Source organism: Streptomyces sp. CBMA29, assembly GCF_014596445.1.
Taxonomy (GTDB): Bacteria; Actinomycetota; Actinomycetes; order Streptomycetales; family Streptomycetaceae; genus Actinacidiphila.
In genome coordinates this window covers 36,168-58,375 of the sequence record NZ_MECL01000192.1, presented here as the reverse complement: position 1 = coordinate 58,375, position 22,208 = coordinate 36,168, and the positions used below count along the sequence as shown (strand labels likewise).

20 protein-coding genes and 1 pseudogene are annotated in these 22,208 nt (G+C 71.9%); 6 read left to right on the top strand and 15 right to left on the bottom strand.

Annotation, left to right across the window (positions count from 1 at the left end):
- Nucleotides 1–73: 73 nt before the first annotated feature.
- The 10 genes from BGM09_RS25270 to BGM09_RS25225 are packed head-to-tail and all read right to left on the bottom strand — an operon-like array spanning nt 74 to nt 10,275.
- Nucleotides 74–1,675 carry an NADH-quinone oxidoreductase subunit N gene (locus BGM09_RS25270; protein ID WP_188284003.1) on the bottom strand — a complete coding sequence of 534 codons (1,602 nt, stop codon included), beginning with the start codon at nt 1,673–1,675 and terminating at the stop codon, nt 74–76.
- Nucleotides 1,675–3,240: a NuoM family protein gene (locus BGM09_RS25265; protein ID WP_188284002.1), complete on the bottom strand. Its 1,566-nt coding sequence runs from the start codon at nt 3,238–3,240 to the stop codon at nt 1,675–1,677. Before BGM09_RS25265 ends, BGM09_RS25270 begins: the two co-directional genes overlap by 1 nt.
- A 7-nt stretch (nt 3,241–3,247) precedes the next feature.
- A complete protein-coding gene (locus BGM09_RS25260) occupies nt 3,248–5,242 on the bottom strand; it encodes an NADH-quinone oxidoreductase subunit L (protein ID WP_188284001.1) in 1,995 nt (664 codons plus the stop codon).
- Nucleotides 5,239–5,640 carry an NADH-quinone oxidoreductase subunit NuoK gene (gene nuoK / locus BGM09_RS25255; RefSeq protein ID WP_188284000.1) on the bottom strand — a complete coding sequence of 134 codons (402 nt, stop codon included), beginning with the start codon at nt 5,638–5,640 and terminating at the stop codon, nt 5,239–5,241. The genes BGM09_RS25260 and nuoK overlap by 4 nt, the downstream gene beginning before the upstream one ends.
- On the bottom strand, nt 5,640–6,215 hold the full coding sequence (locus BGM09_RS25250) for an NADH-quinone oxidoreductase subunit J (RefSeq protein ID WP_188283999.1): 576 nt from the start codon (nt 6,213–6,215) through the stop codon (nt 5,640–5,642). The genes nuoK and BGM09_RS25250 overlap by 1 nt, the downstream gene beginning before the upstream one ends.
- A complete protein-coding gene (locus BGM09_RS25245) occupies nt 6,212–6,814 on the bottom strand; it encodes a NuoI/complex I 23 kDa subunit family protein (protein ID WP_188283998.1) in 603 nt (200 codons plus the stop codon). The genes BGM09_RS25250 and BGM09_RS25245 overlap by 4 nt, the downstream gene beginning before the upstream one ends.
- A 2-nt stretch (nt 6,815–6,816) precedes the next feature.
- Nucleotides 6,817–7,779 (bottom strand): complex I subunit 1/NuoH family protein, encoded by a 963-nt coding sequence (locus BGM09_RS25240; protein ID WP_188283997.1) that lies wholly within the window; start codon nt 7,777–7,779, stop codon nt 6,817–6,819.
- Nucleotides 7,776–9,293, bottom strand: coding sequence for an NADH-quinone oxidoreductase subunit C (locus BGM09_RS25235; protein ID WP_188283996.1), 1,518 nt, complete (start codon nt 9,291–9,293; stop codon nt 7,776–7,778). Before BGM09_RS25235 ends, BGM09_RS25240 begins: the two co-directional genes overlap by 4 nt.
- On the bottom strand, nt 9,290–9,895 hold the full coding sequence (locus BGM09_RS25230; RefSeq protein ID WP_188283995.1) for an NADH-quinone oxidoreductase subunit B: 606 nt from the start codon (nt 9,893–9,895) through the stop codon (nt 9,290–9,292). The genes BGM09_RS25235 and BGM09_RS25230 overlap by 4 nt, the downstream gene beginning before the upstream one ends.
- Nucleotides 9,886–10,275, bottom strand: coding sequence for an NADH-quinone oxidoreductase subunit A (locus tag BGM09_RS25225; RefSeq protein WP_188283994.1), 390 nt, complete (start codon nt 10,273–10,275; stop codon nt 9,886–9,888). The genes BGM09_RS25230 and BGM09_RS25225 overlap by 10 nt, the downstream gene beginning before the upstream one ends.
- A gap of 225 nt (nt 10,276–10,500) precedes the next feature.
- Between BGM09_RS25225 and BGM09_RS25220 the strand changes: the two genes are divergently transcribed.
- Nucleotides 10,501–11,697 carry a sensor histidine kinase gene (locus BGM09_RS25220; protein WP_188283993.1) on the top strand — a complete coding sequence of 399 codons (1,197 nt, stop codon included), beginning with the start codon at nt 10,501–10,503 and terminating at the stop codon, nt 11,695–11,697.
- 165 nt (nt 11,698–11,862) lie between these two features.
- Nucleotides 11,863–13,194 carry a sensor histidine kinase gene (locus BGM09_RS25215; protein WP_188283992.1) on the top strand — a complete coding sequence of 444 codons (1,332 nt, stop codon included), beginning with the start codon at nt 11,863–11,865 and terminating at the stop codon, nt 13,192–13,194.
- Nucleotides 13,195–13,520: 326 nt separating this feature from the next.
- On the opposite strand, the gene BGM09_RS25210 is transcribed toward BGM09_RS25215, so the two are convergent.
- Nucleotides 13,521–14,489, bottom strand: a complete 969-nt coding sequence (locus tag BGM09_RS25210) for a zinc-binding alcohol dehydrogenase family protein (protein ID WP_188283991.1) — start codon at nt 14,487–14,489, stop codon at nt 13,521–13,523.
- Nucleotides 14,490–14,648: 159 nt separating this feature from the next.
- On the opposite strand from BGM09_RS25210, the gene BGM09_RS25205 reads away from it, so the two are divergent.
- The 3 genes from BGM09_RS25205 to BGM09_RS25195 all read left to right on the top strand — a co-directional run bounded on the left by BGM09_RS25205 (nt 14,649) and on the right by BGM09_RS25195 (nt 18,526).
- Nucleotides 14,649–15,308 (top strand): response regulator, encoded by a 660-nt coding sequence (locus BGM09_RS25205; protein ID WP_188284039.1) that lies wholly within the window; start codon nt 14,649–14,651, stop codon nt 15,306–15,308.
- 205 nt (nt 15,309–15,513) lie between these two features.
- Complete coding sequence (locus BGM09_RS25200; RefSeq protein WP_317452891.1) at nt 15,514–17,469, top strand: 2-oxoacid:acceptor oxidoreductase subunit alpha; 1,956 nt, start codon at nt 15,514–15,516, stop codon at nt 17,467–17,469.
- Nucleotides 17,462–18,526 carry a 2-oxoacid:ferredoxin oxidoreductase subunit beta gene (locus BGM09_RS25195; protein WP_188283989.1) on the top strand — a complete coding sequence of 355 codons (1,065 nt, stop codon included), beginning with the start codon at nt 17,462–17,464 and terminating at the stop codon, nt 18,524–18,526. Before BGM09_RS25200 ends, BGM09_RS25195 begins: the two co-directional genes overlap by 8 nt.
- A 98-nt stretch (nt 18,527–18,624) precedes the next feature.
- Here BGM09_RS25195 and BGM09_RS25190 read toward each other — a convergent pair.
- The 4 genes and pseudogenes from BGM09_RS25190 to BGM09_RS25175 form a co-directional block, all read right to left on the bottom strand.
- Nucleotides 18,625–19,086, bottom strand: a pseudogene (locus tag BGM09_RS25190) (ATP-binding cassette domain-containing protein); the annotation flags it as partial.
- Nucleotides 19,087–19,211: 125 nt separating this feature from the next.
- The gene (locus BGM09_RS25185; RefSeq protein ID WP_188283988.1) at nt 19,212–20,081 is read right to left on the bottom strand and encodes a DUF4097 family beta strand repeat-containing protein; all 870 of its coding nucleotides are present in this window, start codon (nt 20,079–20,081) and stop codon (nt 19,212–19,214) included.
- A gap of 45 nt (nt 20,082–20,126) precedes the next feature.
- Complete coding sequence (locus tag BGM09_RS25180; protein WP_188283987.1) at nt 20,127–20,669, bottom strand: toxin-antitoxin system HicB family antitoxin; 543 nt, start codon at nt 20,667–20,669, stop codon at nt 20,127–20,129.
- 216 nt (nt 20,670–20,885) lie between these two features.
- On the bottom strand, nt 20,886–21,242 hold the full coding sequence (locus tag BGM09_RS25175) for a winged helix-turn-helix transcriptional regulator (protein ID WP_188283986.1): 357 nt from the start codon (nt 21,240–21,242) through the stop codon (nt 20,886–20,888).
- A 100-nt stretch (nt 21,243–21,342) separates the two neighbouring features.
- Here BGM09_RS25175 and BGM09_RS25170 point away from each other — a divergent pair, with 100 nt between their 5' ends.
- Nucleotides 21,343–22,200 (top strand): NmrA family NAD(P)-binding protein, encoded by an 858-nt coding sequence (locus BGM09_RS25170; RefSeq protein WP_188283985.1) that lies wholly within the window; start codon nt 21,343–21,345, stop codon nt 22,198–22,200.
- Nucleotides 22,201–22,208: the final 8 nt, after the last annotated feature.

Genomic DNA, 22,208 nt, shown 5'->3' with positions numbered 1-22,208 from the left:
TCCCTTATGCGCACGCAGCGCTACCGGCGCCCGGAGCCGCCGCCGGGCCAGAAGCGCTGGTCAGAAGCGCTGGTCAGAACAGCGAGCCCTGCGCGTACCGCAGGACGAGCTGCGGCGCGCCGGACAGTGCCACCCCGGCCAGTGCGGTCAGCGTGATGGCGGCGACGAGACCGACGGGCGTACGGGTGACGGGTACGGCCGCGAGCGCGCCGCCGGTCGTGACGCCGCCCGCGCCGCCGGTCGTGACCGCGCCCGGGGGCTGCGCGGGGGCGCTCTCGGGGCGGGTGAAGAGCAGCGCCGTCCAGCGCAGGTAGTACACGAGCGCGATGACGACGTTGACGGCCATGATCACCGCGAGCCAGCCGTGCTGCGCGCCGACGGCGGAGGAGAAGACGGCCACCTTGGCGAACAGGCCGATGACGCCGGGCGGCAGTCCGGCCAGGCACAGCAGGAAGAAGCCGAGCGCGAGGGCGGCCAGCGGGCGGGTCGCGTACAGGCCCCGGTAGTCGCTGAGCCGGCCCTGCGGGGCGGTGCGCGAGACGAGGGCGGCCACGGCGAAGGCGCCGAGGTTCACTACCGCGTACATCAGGGCGTACGCGACGGTGGTGCCGATCTCGTGCGCCGGGTCGGCGGCGGAGGACGCGGCGGCCAGCGGCACCAGCAGATACCCCGCCTGGCCGATGGACGACCAGGCCAGCAGGCGTACGGCGCCGCGCTCGACGTCGGGCCGCTGCCGGAGCGCGCCGACGTTGCCGACGGTCATGGTGAGCGCGGCCAGCACGCCGAAGGCCGGGCCCCACACGTCGTGGTAGGGCTTGAAGGCGATGACCGACGCCAGGATCAGGCCGGAGAAACCGGCGGCCTTCCCGACCACCGACAGATACGCGGCGACCGGCAGCGGCGCGCCCGCGTAGGTGTCGGGCACCCAGAAGTGAAAGGGGGCCGCGGCGAGTTTGAAGGCGAACCCCACCAGAGTGAGGGCCGCGCCGACCTTCGCCACGGTGACGAGTTGCGCGGGCGCGTGCGTGAGGCCGTCGGCGACGGCGGCCAGGTGCATGGTGCCGGTGGCCGCGTAGACGAAGCTGATGCCGAGCAGTGAGACGGCGGTCGCGGTCACCGAGGACAGGAAGAATTTGAGCGCGGCCTCGCTGGACAGTTTGTCGCCGCGCCGCAGGCCGACCAGCGCGAAGGCCGGCAGGGTGGCGACCTCCAGGGCGACGATCAGGGTCGCCAGGTCGCGGGAGGCGGGCAGCAGGGCCGCGCCGGAGGCGGAGGCGAGCAGCAGGAACCAGTACTCCCCCGCCGGGATGTCGTCCTGGGTGTTGACCGACAGCAGGGCGGTGAGCAGCGCGCCGCCGAGTACCAGGGCCTGGACGACCAGGGTGAAGTGGTCGGCCGCGTACGAGCAGCCGCCGCCGCCCGCGGGGAGCGCCGGGGGGCCGGTCTCGGCGCCGGGGTGCACGACCGTCACGCAGAAGGTGGCGTGGCGGCCCGCCCGCAGCGGGATCAGGGCCAGTGCGGCCAAGGCGAGTCCCGCGACGGTGATCCAGGCCAGCAGCTCCTTGCGGGCCTTGGGCAGGAAGAGGTCGGCGACCAGGACGACGAGGGCGAGGACCGCCGGGATGGCGGCGGGGGCGAGCGCCGTCCAGTCGACGGACTGTACGAGGGACGGCATCAGTTGCCTCCGAGGAGGGTGTGCACGGCCGGATCGGTGAGGCCGAGCAGGACGGCGGGCCACAGTCCGGCGAGGACGGTGAGCGCGGCGAGCGGCGTCCAGGCGGCGAATTCGTAACCCTGGACGTCGGCGAGCGCGGGCTGCGCGTCGACGGTCTCGCGGTCGCCCATGCAGACCCGGCGGACCACGACCAGCAGGTACGCGGCGGTGAGCAGGGTGCCGAAGGCGGCGACGGCGGTGAAGGTCAGATACGCGGGGCGGCTGAGGCCCGCGGCGGGTTTGAAGGCGCCGAACATCGACAGCATCTCGCCCCAGAATCCGGCCAGGCCCGGCAGTCCGAGGGAGGCGACGGCGGCGAAGGCGACCAGGCCGCCCAGGCGCGGCGCCTTGCCGTAGAGCGCGGCTCCCGTGGCGCCGGCGAGGGTGTCGAGGTCGCTGGAGCCGTATCGGTCCTTCAGAGCGCCGACCAGGAAGAACAGCAGTCCGGTGATGAGGCCGTGGGCGATGTTGGCGAAGAGCGCGCCGTTGACGCCGGTGGGGGTCAGGGAGGCGATGCCGAGCAGGACGAAGCCCATGTGGCCGACGGAGGAGTACGCGATCAGCCGTTTGAGGTCGCCGCCGTTGCCCCGGCGGGCCAGCGCGAGGCAGGCGAGCGAGCCGTAGACGATGCCGACGACGGCGAAGGCGGCCAGGTACGGCGCGAAGGTGTGGATGCCGTCGGGGGCCATCGGCAGGACGATCCGGACCAGGCCGTAGGTGCCCATCTTCAGCAGCACGCCCGCGAGCAGCACCGATCCGACGGTGGGGGCGGCGGTGTGGGCGTCGGGCAGCCAGCTGTGCAGCGGCCACATCGGGGCCTTCACGGCCAGGCCGAGGCCGATCGCGAGGACCGCGATCAGTTGCGTGGAGTGACTGAGCGATGACCCGTTGTCAGTGGCGAGTGCCACCATGTCGAATGTGCCCGCTTTCACGCCGATGAGGAGCAGGCCGAGCAGCATGATCACGGAGCCGAGGAGGGTGTAGACGATGAAGCGCAGTGCGGACTTCTCCCGATCCCCGCCGCCCCAGCGGGCGATGAGGAAGTACATCGGGATGAGGACCATCTCGAAGGCGAGGAAGAACAGCATCAGGTCGAGCACGGCGAAGGTCGCCAGCGTGCCCGCTTCCAGGAGCAGCAACAGGGCGACGAACGCCTTGGGGCCGGGCCCCGCGGGCATTTTGAAGTAGCTGTAGAGCGCGCAGAGGAAGGTCAGCAGCGCGGTCAGGACGAGGAGGGGGAGCGAGATGCCGTCGACGCCGAGGTGGAGATGGATCTTGAGCGCGGGGATCCAGTTGAGGTCGGTGCTGGCCTGGGTCCTGGCGGGGTGGTCGTGGTCGAAGCCGGCCGCGAGGACGATCGCCAGGACGAGTACGGCGCCGGTGACGGTGACGCCGTGCCGCAGGACGGCCTGGCCGGGGTCACGGCCCTTCAGGCCGGGCGGCGGGGGGAGCAGGGCTCCGACGGCGCCGAGCAGCGGCAGCACGAGGAGCGCCGCGAGGACGTACTGGAGGGCGGTGTCGTTCACTTCGGGCTCAGCCTCCGACGGCGACGAGGACGGCGAGGACGACCGCACCGGCCAGCAGCGCGCTGAGGTAGGTCTGGACGTTTCCGGTCTGGGCCTTGCGGACGGCCGCGCCGAGCAGCCGGGGGGTGCCGCCCGCGCCGCGGACGTAGGTCTCGATGACCTCGCGGTCCAGGAAGCGGACGAGTTGCGCTGCGGCCAGCACCGGGCGGACGAACAGCGCGGTGTAGAGGGCGTCGAGGTGGAAGCCGTGGGCCGCGTGGCGGTGCAGCCTGCCCAGCAGCAGGCGGCCGGGGTCGCCCGGGTCGTCGGCGGACGCGATGTCGCCGTAGACCGCCTCGTGGGTGGCGATGGCCTCGGCCTCGACGAGGGCGGGTTCGGCGCCGGGGTCGCCGTCGGCGGTGACGACGGCTCCGGCGGGGACGGCGAGCCGGGTGGCGGTGGCCGCCTTCCAGGCGCCGTAGGTGATGAGGACGCCGACCAGGGCCAGGCCGGTGCCGAGGACGGAGGTGATCAGGGTGGGGCCGAGCGGGCCGCCGCCGAACCAGTCGGGCAGCTCGCGGTAGGCGAGGCCGCCGAAGGCGATGGCGGGGACGGCCAGCACCCACAGCACGGAGGTCATCACGACGGGCTGCCTGCCGTGGTCGGGGGCTTCGGGGCCGCTGCCGCGGAAAGCCAGCAGGAACAGCCGGGTGGCGTATCCGGCTGTCAGGACGGCGGCGATCAGGCCCGCGACGAAGACGGTCCAGCCGACGGCCGAGGGAACGTGCGCGGTGTGCCCGGCCGAGGCGTGCTCGGCGGCGCGCAGCACGGACTCCTTGGAGAAGAAACCGGACAGCGGAGGGAGGGCCGCGAGGGCGGCGAGCGCGATGCCCATCGTCCACATGGCGTCGGGGACGCGCTTGGCGAGCGATCCCATGCGGGACATCGCGGTGAGCGAGTTGGTGCCCGCCGCGTGGATGACGACGCCCGCGCCGAGGAAGAGCAGCGCCTTGAAGGCGCCGTGCGACAGGAGGTGGAAGACGGCGGCGTCGCGGTCGGCGACGGCCAGGGCGCCCGCCATGTAGCCGAGTTGGCCGATGGTGGAGTACGCCAGCACGCGTTTGATGTCGTCCTGGGCGAGGGCGGCCAGGCCCGAGCCGATCATGGTGACGGCGGCCATCACGGCGAGGACGGCCAGTGCGGCGGCGGACGCGGTGAACACCGGCAGCAGCCTGGCCACCAGATAGATGCCGGCGGCGACCATGGTGGCGGCGTGGATCAGCGCGGAGACCGGGGTGGGACCGGCCATCGCGTCGGGCAGCCAGGTGTGCAGCGGGAACTGCGCGGACTTGCCCGCGACCCCGGCGAGCAGCAGCAGCGCGATCACCGTGGGGTGGTGGAGTCGGCCGTGCGCCGCGGCGGAGAGGATGCCGCTGATCCGGAAGGTCCCGGCGTCGGCGGCGAGCGCGAACACCCCGATGAGGAAGGGGACGTCGCCGAGCTTGGTGACCAGGAACGCCTTGATCGACGCCGTCCTGGCGGCCTCGGTCTCCCAGTAGTGCCCGACCAGGAAGTACGAGCAGATGCCCATGATCTCCCAGCCGACCAGCAGCACCATCAGGTCGCCCGAGTAGACGACCAGGAACATGGCGGCGGTGAACAGCGAGACGAGGGCCGCGTACGAGGGATAGCGCGGGTCGTCGCGCAGATAGGCGGTGGAGTAGAGCTGGACACAGGTGGCGACGAGGCCGACGAGGACGGCGATCAGGACCGCGAAGCCGTCCAGGTGCAGGGCGAGGTAGACGGGCACGGAGCCGGTGTCGGTGAGCTTGTGGACGGCGTCGGTCGGCGCGCCGGTGCCCTGGCGGGCGGCGACGACCGCGGCCAGGACGAAGGCGGTGGCGGTGGGCAGTACGGCCAGCGGGCGTACGAAGCCGGGTGCGCGCCGGCCGAGCAGGAGTCCGGCGACCGCGCCGAGGAAGGGCAGGAGGGGGACGAGCGCGGCAAGGGCGGTCAGGGTCACGCGGCGGCCTCGGCCTTCTTGTCAGCGGCCGGGCCGTCCGGGTCGGACGCGGTGTGCTCGGACGACGCGTGCTCAGGCGACGGGTGCTCGGGCGGTTCGGCGAGGTCGGTGAGCCGGTCGATGTCGGAGCTGCCGCGGTTGCGGTACACGAGCAGCACGATCGCCAGGCCGAGACCGATCTCGGCGGCGGCGATCGTGATGGTGAACAGGGTGAGGGCCTGGCCGGAGTGGAGGGTGTCGCGCAGCCACACGTCGAAGGCGACCAGGTTGAGGTTGACGGCGTTGAGCATCAGCTCGACGGACATCAGGACGAGGATCGCGTTGCGGCGGGCGAGGACGCCGTAGACACCGACGCAGAAGAGGAGGGCGGCGAGGACGGCCGGGTAGACGAGGTGCATCAGTTCTCCTTGCCTGCGGCGGTGCCGCCGTCGTCCCCGCGGCGGGAGAGGACGATCGCGCCGACGAGGGCGGCGAGCAGCAGCACCGACAGCGCCTCGAAGGGCAGCACCCAGAACCGGAACAGGGTCTGCCCGGTGGCGTGCGAGGAGCCCTGGACCACGCCGTGCAGGTCGATCCAGGTGGAGCGGAAGGCGTCCACGACCACCCACACCAAGGTGACCGCGGCGGCAACGGCGACGCCGAGGGCGACCCAGCGGTTCTCGGAGTCGGCGTCCGGCGAGCGGCCGATGGGCGCTCTGGTCAGCATCAGTCCGAACAGCAGGAGGACGACGACGGAGCCGACGTAGATCAGCACCTGCACCCAGGCGATGAACTCGGCCGTGAGCAGCAGGTATTCGACGGCGAGGCCGCCGAGGGCGACGACCAGCCACAGGGCCGCGTGCACGAGCTGCCGGGTGGTGACGGTCAGGACGGCCGCGCCGAGGGTGACGAGGCCGACGAGGAGGAAGGCGATCTCGACGCCGGTGGGCGAGAGGAAGCCGCCCTGGCTGTGGAGGGTTTCGTGGACGATCACGAGTCGCCCTCCCCCGGGTCCTGGGTGGCCTCGGCCTGCGCCTGAGCCTGCGTCTGTGCCTGCGCTTCTGCCTGGGCCTGTGCGGCGAGGGCCTTGTCGGCGGCCTTGCGGGCGGCGGCGATCTCCTTGGGTTCCTCGGCGGCCGGGTCGAGCGCGGGAGGCGCGGGCACCGTCCACATCCAGTCGCGCAGCTTGTCGCGCTCGTGGGTGAGTTCGAGGATGTCGGTCTCGGCGTACTCGAACTCCGGCGACCAGAACAGCGCGTCGAAGGGGCACACCTCGATGCAGATGCCGCAGTACATGCACAGCGAGAAGTCGATGGCGAAGCGGTCCAGCACATTGCGGCTGCGCTCGCGCCCGCCGGGGACGACGGCCGGTGTCGTCTCCTTGTGGGAGTCGATGTAGATGCACCAGTCGGGGCACTCGCGGGCGCACAGCATGCAGACCGTGCAGTTCTCCTCGAACAGCGCGATCACACCGCGCGAGCGCGGCGGGAGTGCGGGCAGCGCGTCCGGGTACTGGTCGGTGACGGAACGCTTCGTCATCGTCCGCAGGGTGACGGCCAGGCCCTTGGCGAGGCCGGTTCCGGGGATGGCCATGCTTAGGAGATCACCACCTTGACGACGCCGGTCAGGGCGATCTGGGCGAGGGCGAGCGGGATGAGTACGGTCCAGGCGAGTTTCTGGAGCTGGTCCTCGCGAAGGCGCGGGTAGCTGACCCGCAGCCAGATCACGACGAAGGCCAGCAGGCCGGTCTTGACCAGCGTCCACAGCCAGCCGACGCTGCCGGACCAGGGGCCGTGCCAGCCGCCGAGGAACAGCACCGTGGTCAGGGCGCACAGCACGACGATGCCCGCGTACTCGGCGAGCAGGAACAGGGCGAAGCGCAGGCCGGTGTATTCGGTGTACGCGCCGAAGATGATCTCGGAGTCGGCCACCGGCATGTCGAACGGGGGCCGTTGCAGCTCGGCGAGGCCCGCCGTGAAGAAGACGAGGCCGCCGATGAGCTGCCAGGGGGTCCACCACCAGTGGTACTCCCCCACGATGCCCGGCAGTGACAGCGTGCCCGCAGCCATCGCGACCGACGCGGCGGTGAGCAGCATCGGCAGCTCGTACGCCATCAGTTGCGCCGCCGTGCGCAGGCCGCCGAGCAGGGAGAACTTGTTCGCCGACGCCCAGCCCGCCATCAGCGAGCCGAGCACGCCGATGCCCATCATGGCCAGTACGAAGATCAGGCCCGCGTCCAGCGCCTGGCCCACGAAGCCGTGGGGTCCCACCGGGATCGCGATCAGCACCACGAGGTAGGGCAGCAGCGCGACGGCGGGGGCGAGTTGGAAGATCCGCCGGTCCGCGTCGGCCGGAACCACGTCTTCCTTCTGCGCGAACTTCACTCCGTCCGCCACCAGTTGGGCCCACCCGTGGAACCCGCCCGCGTACATCGGCCCCAACCGGCCCTGCATATGAGCCATCACCTTGTGCTCCGCCTGCCCCACCACCAGTGGAAACACCAGGAACACGACGAGCACGGCCGCTAGCCGCAGCGCCACATCCACCACGTCGCTCACCCCCCCTCGCCTGCGGCGGGCTTGTCCGTAGGCGTGTCTCCGCCACCCCCAGCCGAGCCGCCACCCCCGACGGACGGCTCGCCTGCGGCGGACGGTTCGCCTGCGGCGGACGGTTCGCCTGCGGCGGGCAGTTCGCCTGCGGCGGGTTCGTCGGACGACTCGGGCTCGCCGCCCCGGGCGGGGGTGCCGCCTGCGGCGGGCCCCTCCTCTACGGCGGGCGGTTCGCTCGCAGCGCGCTCGTCGGACGACGCGGCATCGCCGCCCCGGGCGGAGCCACCACCTGCGGCGGACGGTTCGCTTGCAGCGGGCTCGCCCGACGACGCGGCATCGCCGCCCCCGGCGGGGGTGCCGCCAGCGGCGGACGGCTCGTCGGCATCGGACGGTTCGGCCTCGCTACCCCGGACAGGGCCACCGCCTGCGGTGAGCTCCTCGCCTGCGGCGGACGGTTCACTCGCATCGGACGCCTCGGACGGCACGGGCACGCTGCTGGCAACGGAACTGCCGCCAGCGGCGGGCTTGTCCGACGGCGCGGGCTTGCTACTCCGGGCGGGGGTGCCACCTGTCGCAGGCGCCTCGCCAGCGGCAGACTCGTCGGACGACGCCAGTCCGCCAATCCGGGCGGAGCCACCGCCGGCGGCAGACTCGTCGGACGACGCCAGTCCGCCAACCCCGGCGGAGCCACCACCTGCGGCGGGCTCGCCGGACGACGCGGGCTCGCTGCCCACAGCGGAACTGCCGCCTGCGGCGGGGGCGGCGGGGGGTGACGGGGGTTGTTCCCATGGGGCGTCGGGGACGCGCTTGCGTGGGGGCGCGGGGGGGTCGGCGGCGGAGCCCCCGGCAGGGGCTTGGCTGGCGGAGCCTTCGGTCACGCTGCGGGTGCGGCGCGCGGGCCGGTCGCCGGGGGGCGCCGTACGGGCCGGGCGGGCGGGGCGCGTGGGGGCGGGGGGGAGCTGGCCTTTTTGGGGGCCCCAGTCGTTGGGGTCGGGGACGCCGGGGGGCTGCATCTGACGGCGCTTGGGGCCGCCGTCGTGGGACTCGCCGGGCTCCTTGGCGCCGGGCCATGCCTTGGCGACGCGGGCCGCGAGGACGAAGTCCTTGCGGAGGGGGTGCCCCTCGAACTCGTCGGGGAGGAGGAGCGGCGCGAGGCCCGGGTGCCCGGTGAAGTCGACGCCGAACATCTCGTGGGTCTCGCGTTCGTGCCAGGCGGCCCCCGCGTAGACGCCGGTGGCGGTGGCGAGGACGGGCGCGTCGTGCGGCACGGTCGTACGCAGCAGCAGCCGCCGGACGCCGCCGTCCAGCGCGACGACGTGCGCGCAGACGCGGAAGCCGGTGCCGGGCTCGTCGACGGCGCTCAGCCAGTCGAAGTACGTGCAGCCGAGGGTGTCCCGCGCGGCCGTGAGCGAGGCGACCCACTCACCGGCCGGCACATCGACGGTCAGGAGGTCGTACGCCTCCTGTGCGACGGCGCCCTCGCCGAAGATCTCCGCGGCCTCCCGCGGCAGCCAACCGGTCACCGCGGCCCCTCCGGCGGAGTGACGAGGCCGCTCGTCAAGGCGGCGACGGACGGGCGCGGGCCCGCGGCGGAGCCGTACCGCTCCGCCAGCGACTCGCGCGCGATCTTCTCCTGGAGCTTGAGGATGCCCTGGAGGAGCGCTTCGGGGCGCGGCGGGCAGCCGGGCACGTAGACGTCGACGGGGATGATCTGGTCGACGCCCTTGGTGACGGAGTACGAGTCCCAGTAGGGGCCGCCGCAGTTGGAGCAGGCGCCGAAGGAGATGACGTACTTCGGCTCGGGCATCTGCTCGTACAGGCGCTTGACGGCGGGCGCCATCTTGTCGGTGACGGTGCCGGAGACGACCATGAGGTCGGCCTGGCGCGGTCCCGGCGCGAAGGGGATGACGCCCAGCCGGATGAAGTCGTGCCGGGACATCGACGCGGCGATGAACTCGATGGCGCAGCAGGCGAGGCCGAAGTTGAAGACCCACAGGCTGTAGCGGCGGCCCCAGTTGAGCACCACCTTCATCGGCTCCGGCGCCAGCCGGGACAGCACGCCGAGCCGGCGCGGCTCGGGAAGCGCCTGCGGCGCAGCCGCCTGCGCGGCCGGGTTCACGTCCATTCGAGGACGCCCTTCTTCCATGCGTAGAGCAGCCCGATCGCGAGGAAGCCGATGAAGACGAACATCTCCACCAGCGTCGTGGCGCCGAAGCCGGGCGCGGCGAAGACCGTGGCCCACGGGAACAGGAAGATCGCGTCGACCGCGAAGATGACGTAGAGGAAGGAGTACACGTAGTACTTGACCTGGGTGTGCGCCCAGCCCTCGCCGACCGGGTCGACCCCGCACTCGTACGTGAGCATCTTCTCGCGCGTCGGCACGACGGGCCGCAGCAGGCGGCCGGACGCGAAGGCGACGGTCACGAAGAGCACACCGACGACCGCGACCAGGCCGACGACCGAGTAGCCGTGGAAGTAGTCCACGTCCGTCCGCCCCTCGTTCACTCGTTGACCGGTGGTGTCCAGCGATCCTTGTGGATCTCTTTAGACGATCTATACGGAGGGAGTCTAGGCCCTGGCTTCACGCGCGCACGCCCCCCGTGCGGGCACCGAAAGCGGCATCGCCCGCGGCGCGACCGGCGCCCGCGCCCGTACCGGGGGATAACCCCACCGCCGCCTGACCTACGCACCCCATGGCGCGCCCCACCGCTTCACCGGCAGGCTGGACTCATGAACACCTCGCCCGCGTCCCGTCAACCCGCCGCCCCCGCCCCGCTGCCGCCCGTGCGCTTCGCGTACGACCGCGTGACGTGGCGGGAGATCGGGTATCTGCTGCTGAATCTGCCGGTGTCGATCATCGGCTTCGTCTACGTCGTGACGGTCGTGACGGTGGGCCTCAGCCTGTCGGTGACGGTGATCGGGTTGCCCCTGCTGGCGTACGGACTCGCCGGGTGCCGGCTGCTGGGGCGGGTGGAGCGGAGCCGGGCGCGCGACCTGCTGGGCGTGCGCATCGACGAGCCGCGCCCGCTGAAGCGGGGCACCTTCGGCTTCCTGCCGTGGCTGTGGGCGTCGCTGAAGGACCCGGTGGCGTGGCGGCACGCCCTTTATTACGGGATCCGGCTGCCGTGGGGCATCCTCACCTTCACCTTGACGCTGGTCTCGCTGTTCGTGCTGTGGCCGGTGCTGCCGTTCCTGGCGCGCGGGCTGACGACGGTCGACCGGGCGATGGTCCGCGGTCTGCTCCAGCCGTCGGACGAGCTGGAGCGGCGGATCGAGGAGCTGGAGTCGGACCGCGGGGTCGTGGTCGACACGGCGGCGGCCGACCTGCGGCGGATCGAGCGCGACCTGCACGACGGCGCGCAGGCGCGGCTGGTGGCACTGGCGATGGACCTCGGCCTGGCCAAGGAGAAGCTGCTGGAGGACCCGGAGGCGGCGGCCAAGATGGTGGGCGAGGCGCACGGCGAGGTGAAGGTGGCCCTCCAGGAACTGCGGGATCTGGCGCGCGGCATCCACCCGGCGATCCTCACCGACCGCGGCCTGGACGCGGCCCTGTCGTCGGTCGCGTCACGCTGTACGGTGCCGGTCGCCGTGACCGTCGATCTGCCCGCGCGGCCCGCGGAGGCGATCGAGGGGATCGCGTACTTCACGGTCTCGGAGCTGCTGCAGAACGTCAGCAAGCACAGCCGGGCGCGGCACGCCTCGGTGGACGTGTGGCGCGCCGACGACCGGCTGATGGTACAGGTACGGGACGACGGCCGCGGCGGCGCGGACGTGTCGGGCGGTACGGGTCTGGCCGGGCTCGGCGAACGGCTGCGGTCGGTGGACGGGCTCTTCGTGGTCAGCTCACCGGTGGCGGGGCCGACCGTGGTCACGGCAGAACTGCCCTGGCGCGACCGGGAGTTCCGCAAGGCCGGGGCCACGCGCTGACCCGGGCCACGCGCTGACCGGGGCCAGGCGCGGAGCGCGGCGGCCGTGGGGGGTCGGGGCGGTAGGGCTAGCCCCACCCCCAAGACGCCGATCCGCACCATGGGGATGGGTGCATACAGCAGCCACCATGGAGTCACAGAGAAAAGCAGAGAGGACGGACCGACCATGGCTTACGGCTTCCCGCCCGCCGAACGTGCGCGTGAGCGCGAACGCGGGCACCGCCTGCCGACGGCGCTGCGCGCGCCGGTCGAGGCACGCGCCTGGCGCGAGCTCGCCTACCTGCTGATCAATCTGCCGATGGGCGTCGCCGGCTTCGTCTGGACCGTGACGATGTTCTCGCTCGGCGCCGGGCTGCTGGTCACCTTCATCGGTCTGCCGGTGCTCGTGCTCGCGCTCGGCGGCTGCCGCGCGATCGGCGCCGTGGAGCGGGCCCGCGCGCGGTCGCTGCTCTGGCTGGACGTGGAGGACCCGCGGCCGGTACGCGGCAGGAACGGCGGTTTCCTGTCCCGGCTCGGTGCCCAGCTCGGCAGCGGCGTCAACTGGCGGCACGCCGCCTACACCCTGATCCACTTCCCGTGGGGGATCTTCACCTTCTCCGTCGCCGTCAGCTTCTTCACGTACGGCTGGGGCCTGTTGACGTATCCGCTGTGGCGCTGGGTCTTCCCGGTCTACTTCGGGCAGGACGGCCTCCAGATGTACGGCGACGGGCACGGGCACGGCTGGTGGCTGCACACCCCGGCCGACATGCTGCTGTGTGTCGTGGTCGGCGGCGCGCTCGTGCTGAGCAGCCCGTGGGTCTACCGGGGCATGGCGCACGTCGACCGGATTCTGGTGAGCGGTCTGCTCGGTCCTTCCCGGCTGGCGGAGCGGGTCACCGAGCTGGAGTCGGACCGCGGGGTCGTGGTCGACACGGCGGCGGCCGACCTGCGGCGGATCGAGCGGGATCTGCACGACGGCGCGCAGGCGCGGCTGGTGGCGCTGGCCATGGACCTCGGCCTGGCCAAGGAGAAGCTGCTCGAAGATCCGTCGGCCGGGGCCGTGATGGTCGAGGAGGCGCACGGCGAGGTGAAGATCGCGCTTCAGGAGCTGCGGGATCTGGCCCGGGGCATCCACCCGGCGATCCTCACCGACCGCGGCCTGGACGCGGCCCTGTCGTCGGTCGCGTCACGCTGCACGGTGCCGGTCGCCGTGACCGTCGATCTGCCGGCGCGGCCGGTGCCCGCCATTGAGGGCATCGCCTACTTCACGGTGTCCGAGCTGCTTCAGAACATCAGCAAGCACAGTGGCGCTTCGCGCGCGACCGTTGATGTGTGGCGGGTCGGTGACCGGCTCATGATGCAGGTCACCGACAACGGGCGCGGGGGCGCCGCCGTGTCCGGTGGGTCCGGGCTCGCCGGGCTCGCCGAGCGGCTCGACTCCGTCGACGGTGTCCTCGCCGTGGCCTCACCCCCCGGCGGCCCCACCCACATCACCACCGAACTCCCCTGGCGCGTCTAGCCCCTCCCCCAGGGGCACGCCCCCTGGTACGTCGCCTCTGCGCAAGGCGGTGCGCCGATCTTTTAAGGGGCGCGGGGAACTGCGCGGCCAGCCACGGCGGTGGCGCGCCTTTGAAAACCGGCCCCAGTGGGGCAGATGCGGATGTGTTCGGGCTGAAAGCCCGGTGGGGGCGGGTGGCGCAGTTCCCCGCGCCCCTTAAAAGATCGGCCAGCCGCCCTGGGAGAAGAGCCGCACCAGGTTCGCGGCCCTGGAAAACAGGCCCTGCGTAAGGCGGGCGCACAGGGACCGCGGCCCTGGAAGATGCGGCCTCCCCCGCAGGGGGCCGGCTAGGTCAGGGCGAGGAGGACCTTGCCGCGGTTGGTGCCGGCCTGGAGGGCCTGGTGGGCTTGGAAGGCCGCTGCAAGCGAAAGCTCGGCGGTGATGTCGAGCCGGATGGCTCCGGAGGCGAGAAGGGAGAGGGCGGCGAGGGCGTGGCCGCGCAGAACGGCGGGGGCGCGCAAGGCGAGGTCGTGGACGGAGTAGCCGGTGAGAGAGCGGTTGTGCCGGGAGAAGGGGAGGACGGGCAGGGTGAGGTCGGGCTGGCGGGCGGCCTCGCCGTAGGCGACCAGGCGGCCGAAGGGGGCCAGGAGGGAGAGCCCGGCCTGCCGGGTGGCCCCGCCGATGGGGTCGAGCAGCACGTCGATCTCGGTGCGAGCAGCGGAAAGCTCCTCGGCGAAGGTCTCGCGCAGCAGCACCGCGTCGTAGCCGAAACGTTTCGCGTACTCGGCCTTCTCGGCCGTACGGACCGTCCCGTACACGGCGGCGGCCCCCAGCGCGCGGGCGATCTGCGCGGCGGCCGAGCCGACCCCGCCCGCGGCGGCGTGGATGAGGACGGTGTCCCCCGCGGTGAGCCGCGCGGCCCCGGCGAGCACCCCGTACGCGGTGGTGAGGACGAGCGCCGCGCCGCCCCCGTCCCGCAGCGAGATCCCGTCGAGCGGGAAGGCGAAGTCGGCGGGCGCGACGGCGTATTCGGCGTATCCGCCGCCGTCGGGCAGGTAGGCGGCGACGGGGTCGCCGACGGCGAGCCCGGTGACGCCCGCGCCGAGCGCGGCGATCTCGCCGGAGACCTCGAGGCCGGGGACGGCGATCCCGTCCGGCGGACCGTAGTCGCCGAGCCGGTGCAGCACCTCGCCGTGGTTGACGCCCGCGTACGCGACCTGGATCAGCACCTGCCCGGGGCCCGGTTCCGGGACGGGGATTTCCACCGGCCGGAGCACTTCCGGGCCACCGTTGACGTCGAATCCGACCGCGCGCACACGCTCTCCTCTTGCCTGTGAGCCGCTGACGCGCGACCCCCGCCGACCTTCCGGGCGCAACCTTGCCCACCGGAACCGTATTCCCCATCAGCGCGTCGTTGCTGGGATGCTGGGGAAGACAGGGTCGGATGCGGGGGGCTGGAACGGGTGGAGGACAAGGTGCGGGTGGTCATCGCCGAGGATTCGGTACTGCTTCGGGAGGGACTGACCCGATTGCTGACCGACCGCGGTCATGATGTGGTGGCCGGCGTCGGTGACGCCGAGGCGCTGATCAAGGTCGTACGGGAGCTGGCGGACGAGGGCGCGGCCCCCGACGTCGTGGTGGCGGACGTACGGATGCCGCCGACGCACACCGACGAGGGGGTGCGGGCGGCGGTGCAGTTGCGCCGGGACCACCCCGGCGTGGGCGTGCTGGTGCTGTCGCAGTACGTGGAGGAGCGGTACGCGACCGAGCTGCTGGCGGGCAGCAGCCGCGGGGTGGGGTATCTGCTCAAGGACCGGGTGGCCGAGGTCCGCGAGTTCGTGGACGCGGTGGTGCGGGTCGCCGAGGGCGGCACGGCGCTGGACCCCGAGGTGGTCGCGCAGCTCCTGGGCCGCAGCCGCAAGCAGGACGTGCTGGCCGGGCTGACGCCGCGCGAGCGCGAGGTGCTGGGGCTGATGGCGGAGGGCCGGACGAATTCGGCGGTGGCCAAGCAGCTCGTGGTGAGCGACGGCGCGGTGGAGAAGCACGTCAGCAACATCTTCCTGAAGCTCGGTCTGGCGCCGAGTGACGGGGATCACCGTCGCGTCCTGGCGGTGCTCACCTACCTGAACTCCTGATCTGTTGACACTCTGTCTCACAGCAGACGCCTGACGGCGCGGGCCTCACGGACTCGCGCCGTTACATGCACATGCCACACACATGTCCGGCAGTCCGCAGGTCGGGGCCGCGCTCCCGCATCCACATTCCGGGACGTACGGGGAAGGCGACCCTTACCGACGTACGATGACCGGTGAGCCGCCGCCTCTAGGGAGGTCCGTTTCAGTGACCAGCCAGGTCAGCAGCAGCAGCCCCGTGCCCACGGAGCAGCCCGCGCATCCGCCGGTGATCGGCGATGTCCTGGGCGAACAGCGCAAACCGGCGAAAGAGACGAAACGCCTCGACCGGGTGATCATCCGGTTCGCCGGTGACTCCGGGGACGGCATGCAGCTCACCGGGGACCGTTTCACCTCGGAGACCGCGTCCTTCGGGAACGATCTCTCGACGCTGCCGAACTTCCCGGCCGAGATCCGGGCCCCCGCAGGCACCCTGCCCGGCGTGTCGTCGTTCCAGCTCCACTTCGCGGACCACGACATCCTCACGCCGGGCGACGCGCCCGACGTGCTGGTCGCGATGAACCCGGCCGCGCTGAAGGCGAACGTCGCCGACCTGCCGCGCGGCGCCGAGATCATCGTCAACACCGACGAGTTCACCAAGCGCGCGATGGCGAAGGTCGGATACGCCGCCAACCCGTTGGACGACGGGTCCCTGGAGGCGTACGCGATCCACCCGGTGCCGCTGACGACGCTCACCGTCGAGGCGCTCAAGGACAGCGGCCTGGCGCGCAAGGACGCCGAACGGGCGAAGAACATGTTCGCGCTCGGCCTGCTGTCGTGGATGTACCACCGGCCGACCGAGGGCACCGAGTCGTTCCTCCGCAGGAAGTTCGCCAAGAAGCCGGACATCGCGGAGGCCAACGTCACGGCCTTCCGCGCGGGCTGGAACTTCGGCGAGACCACCGAGGACTTCGCGGTCAACTACGAGGTGCAGCCCGCCTCCAGCGCTTTCCCCGCGGGCACCTACCGCAACATCTCCGGGAATCTGGCGCTGTCGTACGGCCTGATCGCGGCGAGCCAGCAGAGTGAACTCCCGCTGTTCCTCGGCTCGTATCCGATCACCCCGGCCTCCGACATCCTGCACGAGCTGTCGAAGCACAAGAATTTCGGTGTCCGCACCTTCCAGGCGGAGGACGAGATCGCCGCGATCGGCGCGGCGCTCGGCGCGTCCTTCGGCGGTTCGCTGGCGCTCACCACCACCTCGGGCCCCGGTGTGGCGCTGAAGTCGGAGACCATCGGGCTGGCCGTCAGTCTCGAACTGCCGCTGCTGATCATCGACATCCAGCGCGGCGGCCCCTCGACCGGACTGCCCACCAAGACCGAGCAGTCCGACCTGCTCCAGGCGATGTACGGGCGCAACGGCGAGGCGCCGGTGCCGATCGTGGCGCCCAGCACCCCGGCGGACTGCTTCGACGCGGCCCTGGAGGCGGCCAGGATCGCGGTCACGTACCGCACCCCGGTCTTCCTGCTCTCCGACGGCTATCTCGCCAACGGCTCGGAGCCGTGGCGGGTCCCCGACGTGCAGGACCTGCCGGATCTGCGGGTGCGGTTCGCGACCGGGCCCAACCACACCGCCGAGGACGGCACCGAGGACTTCTGGCCGTATCTGCGCGACCCGGAGACGCTGGCCCGCCCCTGGGCGGTGCCCGGCACGCCAGGACTCGAACACCGCATCGGCGGCATCGAGAAGCAGGACGGCACCGGCAACATCTCGTACGACCCGGCCAACCACGACTTCATGACCCGCACCCGGCAGGCCAAGATCGACGGCATCAAGGTGCCCGACCTGATCGTGGACGACCCGGAAGGCGCCGCGCGGACCCTGGTCATCGGCTGGGGTTCGACGTACGGGCCGATCACCGCGGCCGTGCGCCGCATCCGGCGCGAGGGCGGCGCGATCGCGCAGGCCCATCTGCGCAATCTCAACCCCTTCCCGGCCAACCTCGGGGAGATCCTGCGGGCGTACGACAAGGTCGTGGTGCCCGAGATGAACCTCGGCCAGCTCGCCCACCTGCTGCGCGCCAAATACTTGGTCGACGCCCGTTCGTACACGCAGGTCACCGGGCTGCCGTTCAAGTCGGAACAGCTCGCGAAGGCCCTCGTGGAGGAGAGTGCGAATGATTGAGGCGCTGTCGCTGGTGCCCAAGGCCGAGGCGAAGCAGTCCATGAAGGACTTCAAGTCGGACCAGGAGGTGCGCTGGTGCCCCGGTTGCGGGGACTACGCGATCCTGGCCGCCGTCCAGTCCTTCATGCCGGAGCTGGGCCTGGCCCGCGAGAACGTGGTGTTCGTGTCCGGGATCGGGTGCTCGTCCCGCTTCCCGTACTACATGAACACCTACGGCATGCACTCCATCCACGGCCGCGCCCCGGCCATCGCGACGGGGCTCGCCGCCTCGCGCCGCGACCTGAGCGTGTGGGTCGTCACCGGTGACGGCGACGCGCTCTCCATCGGCGGCAACCACCTGATCCACGCGCTGCGGCGCAATGTGAACCTGAAGATCCTGCTGTTCAACAACCGGATCTACGGGCTCACCAAGGGTCAGTACAGCCCCACCTCCGAGGTCGGCAAGATCACCAAGTCGACGCCGATGGGGTCGCTGGACGCGCCCTTCAACCCGGTGTCGCTGGCGATCGGCGCCGAGGCGTCCTTCGTGGCCCGCACGATCGACTCCGACCGCAAGCACCTCCAGTCGGTGCTGCGCGCGGCGGCCGAGCACGAGGGCACGGCGCTGGTGGAGATCTACCAGAACTGCAACATCTTCAACGACGGCGCCTTCGACGTCCTCAAGGAGCGCGAGAGCGCGCAGGACGCCGTGATCCGGCTGGAGCAGGGGCAGCCGATCCGCTTCGGCGCCCCCGCCGAGGACGGTCTCGGTGCGAAGGGCGTCGTACGGGACCCGGCGACCGGTGACCTGAAGGTGATCGACGTGACCGTGGACGGTACTGCGGGGGTACTGGTCCACGACGCGCACACCGCGTCCCCGACGACGGCTTTCGCGCTGTCGCGGCTGGCGGACGCCGACACGCTCCACCACACGCCGATCGGTGTGCTGCGGGACGTGACGCGCCCGGTGTACGACACGGAGATGTCGGACCAGCTCGAAAAGGCCGTGGTGCAGCAGGGCAAGGGCGACCTCGCCGGGCTGCTGACCGGGCGGGACACCTGGACCGTCGTCGGCTGACACGTACGGATACGGAAGGGGGGCGGGCCGCGCGACGCGCACCCGCCCCCTTTCGTGTGTCGGGCTTTCGTGTGTCGGGTCGTGTGTCGGGTTGCTCAACGCCTGGTCCCGCCGGAGAAGAGCGCGGCGCGCTGCTTGGCGGCGTCGGCGATGTCGAAGCGGGCCAGCAACTCCTCGGCCCGCGCCCGCCCTTCGGCCTTGCCGAGGTGCAGCAGGTCGGCCATGAGGAGCAGGTTCTCCTCGGCGGTGAGCAGGTCGTCGAGCGCCGCGAACTGCCCGGTGACGCCGATCGCGGCGCGGACCCCGTCCGGTGAGCCGGCCACGTCGTGGCCCGCGACCTGGGCGTGGCCGCCGTCGGCGGAGATGAGGGTGGACAGGATCTGCACGGTGGTGGTCTTGCCCGCGCCGTTCGGGCCGAGCAGGGCGAAGACGGTGCCCGCCGGGATGCGCAGGTCGATGCCGTCGAGGACGGTCTTGTCGCCGTAGGACTTGCGCAGGTAGGCGGTGGAGACGGCGGGCGGGCGCGGGTCGGTGCCCTGAGTATTTCTGGGCACGGGCATCGGCATGGGCATGGGCATGACAGGAGAAGGCATGGGCTTCGCCCTTTCGGGGGTGCGGTGACGTGGCCCGGTGCGTCGGGCCGTACGGGGAGGGGCGGGGGGGCGTACGGGGAGGGGCGGGCGGGTCAGCCGCGCGCGCGGAGGATCTCGATGTTGCCCCAGTTGGTCCTGGCGCGGACCGAGACGGCGTCCTCGGTCTGCCCGGGGGCCTCGGAGGCGGGGAGCCTGTTGCGCACCTGGCCGTGGCTGGAGCTGACGTCGAGCCAGGCGGCGGTGCCCTCGCGGACGCCGACCTCGATGGGGCCGTTGGAGGTCTCCAACCGGACCTCGCCGCTGATGACTTCGGCGACCCGCAGGTGGCCGTTGGACGTGGTGCCGGTGACCGACGCCTCGGCGCGCGCGATGTCGATGCCGCCGTTGGTGCCGCTGACCCGCAGGTCGCCGGTGACGGCGGCGAGGGTCGTGGTGCCGTTGGAGTTCTTCAGCACGGCGGTCCCCACGACCGTGCCGATCCGCAGGCTCCCGGAGCTGGTGGCGATCTCGGCCGGGCCCTCGACCCGGTCCACGGTGACGCTGCCGTGCGACACGACCAGGTCGAGCGGCCCGGTCGTGTCGAACCGCACGTCGCCCACCGAGACCTTCACCCGCACCTCGCCGAGCCTGCCCTCGCCGTGCACCTGCGCCCACGCGCCGGTCACTTCGACCGCCGAGCCCGTGGGCAGTTCGACCGTCACGTCCACGGCGCCGGAAGGCCCGATGAGGCGGCGGCCCTTGGGGGTCCTGATGGTCAACAGGCCACTCGCGTAACGGACTTCGGTCTGCTCGGCCGCCCGTACGTCCTGGTCCCGCTTCGGGTCGCGGGGCCGTACCTCCACGAGGGTGTCGAGGCGGTCGACGGCCGTGAACTGGATCGATCCGGCTTCCACGGTGCTCGTCACGGAGATGGGTTCGGGGGTGTCGAAAGGGGTGTGGAAAGGGGTGTCGAAAGAAGGCATGGCTGTCCCGTCGTCTTGGGTCGTTGGGTGAGCCGGGGCGCGCGGCTAGCGGACCCAGCCCTTGAAGCTCTGTCCTACGGTTCTGGTGGTACGGGTCTTCTCCGCCATACGCGGCTGGCCGCCGCCGCCGCCGTCGCCGCCGACCGCCGCCGAGACGGCTCGCACCAGCCAGGCGTTGACCGACAGGCCCTCCCTGGTCGCGGCCTCCTCGGCCCGCGTCTTGAGGTGGCCCGGCAGTCGCAGGTTCACCCTGGCGGTGCCGCCGTCGTCCCCCTCTGCTGGGGCGGGCCCCGGGGCCTGCGGCTGGGCCTGCGTCTGTGCCTGCGGCTCGTCCTCGTCCCGCGCGTACGGGCGCGTCACCACGAAGTCCGGGTCCAGGCCCCGGAGCCGCACGTCCACCGAGCCCGGCGCCAGCTCCCGCGTGACCTCGTCCATCGCCGCCGACAGCACATTCAGCATCGTCAAGCGCGTCGCCGACTCCAGCGGAGCCGTCAGTCGCTCCGCGAGGGCGCGTGATGCGTCCCCGCCGGCTTCGGCGGCCACCGCCAGCTCGCGGCGCAGATTCTCGACATACGGCGTCAGGTCCATAACGCCATAGTGGCACCACCATGGCGCCACCCGCAAGGGGTTCCTTGAGCCAACCTGGCACCACGTGGTGCCATCACAGTGAGGGGCGCGGGGACCTGCGCGCTCGGCCACCACGGCGGCATCGCCAAAAAACCGGCCCCAACAGGACAGACGCTGTCTGTTTCCGGACCGAAAGCCCGGCGCGGCCTGGCCGCGAAAGACCCGGGGTGCGGCGCCCTAGGAAGGGCTGGGGTGGGCGGCGTCGTAGGCGGTGCGGGCGGAGAGGACGGCGGGGGCGGCGTCGGCGGTCCAGACGGAGAGGGCGTGGACGCGGGCGGCAGCCTCAAGGCCGAGAGGGGTGAGGGAGTAGGTGACGTGCGGCGGGATGACGGGCAGAGCCCGGCGAAGGACGAAGCCGTCCCGCTCCAGCGTGCGCAGCGTCTGCGTGAGCATCTTCTCCGAGACGATGCCGATCGCCCGCCGCAGCGCGCTGAAGCGCAACTCCGCCCCGTCGAGCAGCTCGCACAGGACAAGAACCCCCCACCGGGAGGTGACGTGTTCGAGAATGACCCGCTCGGGGCAACTTACGTCCATGTCGGTACCTTACTTCAAGGTGGGTACTTTCCAAGAGTTAGTGACCGTCGTACGGTGGAGCCGAAGACACCGGACCACCGCGAACAGGGAGCAAAAAGACATGAGCATCGTCGTCACAGGAGCCACCGGGCACCTCGGCCGCCTCGTCATCGACGAGCTGCTCACGCGGGTACCGGCCACCGACGTGGCCGCCGTCGTGCGGGACGAGACCAAGGCCGCCGACCTGGCGGAGCGCGGCGTGGAACTCCGGGTCGCGGACTACAGCGACCCGGCGACGCTGAAGGACGCCTTCCACGCGGGCGACAAGGTGCTGCTGATCTCGGGCAGCGAGGTCGGCCGCCGCATCGCGCAGCACAGCGCGGTGATCGACGCGGCGGCGGCCGCGGGCGTGGCCCTGTTCGCGTACACAGGAGTCCTCGGCGGTCCCGCCGCCGACTTCGACCTCGCGATCGAGCACAAGGCGACCGAGGAGCACGTCCTGGCCTCCGGCCTGCCCTACGTCTTCCTGCGCAACGGCTGGTACAGCGAGGTCTACACCGAGAACCTGGCCCCGGTCCTGGAGCACCACGCCGTCGTCGCCAACGCCGGCGACGGCCGCCTCGCGAGCGCCGCCCGCGCGGACTACGCGGCAGCGGCGGCGGTCGTCCTGGCCACCGACGGCCACGAGAACACGGCGTACGAGCTGAGCGGCGACACCGCGTGGAGCTTCGCCGAATACGCGGCGCTCGTCGCCGAGCTGACCGGCGAGGACATCACGTACCAGAACGTCCCCGCCGAAACGCGCCAGCAGATCCTCGAAGCCGCGGGCCTCCCGCCCGCCTTCGCCGCCATCCTGGTCGACGTCGACCACGCCATCGAGCGCGGCCTGCTCGCGGGCACCAGCGGCGACATGTCCCGCCTGATCGGCCGCCCCACCACCCCGATCCGCGACACCCTGAAGGCCGCCCTCAAGGCGTGAGCGACGCC

Coding starts and splice junctions, on each gene's coding strand:
- BGM09_RS25185 (WP_188283988.1), bottom strand. CDS start 20,081: ATGCCTTCTTTCGACACCCCTTTCCACACCCCTTTCGACACCCCCGAA.
- BGM09_RS25220 (WP_188283993.1), top strand. CDS start 10,501: ATGAACACCTCGCCCGCGTCCCGTCAACCCGCCGCCCCCGCCCCGCTG.
- BGM09_RS25245 (WP_188283998.1), bottom strand. CDS start 6,814: ATGGCCATCCCCGGAACCGGCCTCGCCAAGGGCCTGGCCGTCACCCTG.
- BGM09_RS25195 (WP_188283989.1), top strand. CDS start 17,462: ATGATTGAGGCGCTGTCGCTGGTGCCCAAGGCCGAGGCGAAGCAGTCC.
- BGM09_RS25170 (WP_188283985.1), top strand. CDS start 21,343: ATGAGCATCGTCGTCACAGGAGCCACCGGGCACCTCGGCCGCCTCGTC.
- BGM09_RS25175 (WP_188283986.1), bottom strand. CDS start 21,242: ATGGACGTAAGTTGCCCCGAGCGGGTCATTCTCGAACACGTCACCTCC.
- BGM09_RS25270 (WP_188284003.1), bottom strand. CDS start 1,675: ATGCCGTCCCTCGTACAGTCCGTCGACTGGACGGCGCTCGCCCCCGCC.
- BGM09_RS25180 (WP_188283987.1), bottom strand. CDS start 20,669: ATGGACCTGACGCCGTATGTCGAGAATCTGCGCCGCGAGCTGGCGGTG.
- nuoK (WP_188284000.1), bottom strand. CDS start 5,640: ATGCACCTCGTCTACCCGGCCGTCCTCGCCGCCCTCCTCTTCTGCGTC.
- BGM09_RS25215 (WP_188283992.1), top strand. CDS start 11,863: ATGGCTTACGGCTTCCCGCCCGCCGAACGTGCGCGTGAGCGCGAACGC.
- BGM09_RS25230 (WP_188283995.1), bottom strand. CDS start 9,895: ATGGACGTGAACCCGGCCGCGCAGGCGGCTGCGCCGCAGGCGCTTCCC.